This is a genomic window from Kitasatospora sp. NPDC007106 (assembly GCF_040634455.1).
GTDB classification, from domain to species: Bacteria; Actinomycetota; Actinomycetes; order Streptomycetales; family Streptomycetaceae; genus Kitasatospora; species Kitasatospora arboriphila.
Genome location: NZ_JBEYFP010001189.1, coordinates 1 through 1,479, shown reverse-complemented (window position 1 = coordinate 1,479; position 1,479 = coordinate 1). Strand labels below are relative to the sequence as shown.

The 1,479-nt window shown below is 73.6% G+C and carries 1 protein-coding gene; it reads left to right on the top strand.

The window, feature by feature from the left end:
• Nucleotides 1-1,166 (top strand): ABC transporter substrate-binding protein (locus ABZ641_RS37025; RefSeq protein ID WP_359988960.1); only part of this gene is annotated, 1,166 nt, incomplete at its 5' end.
• Between the last annotated feature and the right edge of the window lie 313 nt (nt 1,167-1,479).

Genomic DNA, 1,479 nt, shown 5'->3' with positions numbered 1-1,479 from the left:
GCGCGGGTGCCGCCGAGAACGCCGCGGTGACCGTGCTGACCATGGCCCCGTCCGGCTCCGGCTCCGCGGACCGGTCGGGGAGCACCGCGCTGGCCGAGGCGATCGGACGGTCCGTCAGCGCCTCGGGCGGCTTCGGCGGGCACCGGCTGCACGTGCTGACCTGCAACGAGCAGGACACCGCGGAGGGGGCGGCGGCCTGCGCCCGGCAGGCGGTGGACGCCCACGCGGTGGCGGTGATCGGCTCGTACAGCCGGCACGCCGAGGACTTCATGCCGACCCTGGAGGCGGCGGGCATCCCCTACCTGGGCGGTTACGGACTGTCCGGGCCGGAGTTCTCCAGTCCGCTGTCCTACCCGGTGGCGGGCGGCACACCGGCGCTGATCGCCGGCAGCGGGCGCCAACTGGTCGCGGCGGGCTGCAAGTCGATCGCACTGGTGCGGCCCGACAACCGCACCGGCGACACCCTCACCCGCTACCTGTCCGGCGCGCTGCGGCCGGCCGGGGTGCCGCTCACCGACGTGAAGGCCGCGGAGAAGGGCCCGGACTTCGCCGCGCTCGCCCGGGCGGCGGTCGCCGGGGACCGCAAGGACGGCTGCGTGACGACCGCACTCGGCGTCGAGCAGACCCGGGCCCTGCTGGACGCCTACCGGAAGCTCGCCCCGGCCCGGACCCGGCTCGGGGCCGTCCTCGGCGGCGTCCAGCAGTCGGTGGTGGACGCCACCGGCGGCAAGGGGGGTCCGCTGGAGGGCGCCCTGGTGACCGGCTGGTACCCGCCCGAGTCCTCCGCGGTCTGGGACGAGCTGCGCCACACCCTGCAGGGCACGCCGGCGGGCTCGCCGGTGGACGCCTCCGACCTGGGCGTGCAGACCACCTGGGTCGCCTACCAGGTCTTCTTCCAGGCAGCCGACCGGCTGGCCTCGGCCGGCCTGCCGCTGACCGCGAAGACGCTGCGCAACCAGCTGGACAGCGGGGACTCGCTGGACACCGGCGGCGTCACCCCGCCGCTGGACTGGGGCATGGCGAGCATGCTGCCGAGCGCCGAGTCGCCGCGGCTGACGAACACCTGGGTGACGTTCCAGCAGGTGGAGAACGGCCGGCTGGCCCAGCAGCAGAGCGGGTTCGTGGACGTCCGCTGGGTGCTCACCGGCAAGCGCGCCCCGCAGTAGCGGCCGGGACTGCGTTCCGTCACACCTGCGACGGCCTGTCGCAACATGGCTGTGGTGCCGCAGCCATGCCAGCCTTTCACATCTGCGATGGCCTGTCACCGAGCCGACGACTCACGGTTGGCGAGTGATGGCCGGTCATAACAGTGATGACCTGTCACAGAACTGTCGATCCGTCGCAGCTCCGCAGACCCGTCGCAACTGCGTCACCACGTCACAGGCCCGCAGGCCCGTCGCAACTGCGTCACCACGTCACAGGCCCGCAGGCCCGTCGCAACTGCGTCACCACGTCACAGGCCCGCAGACCCGAGAGCGG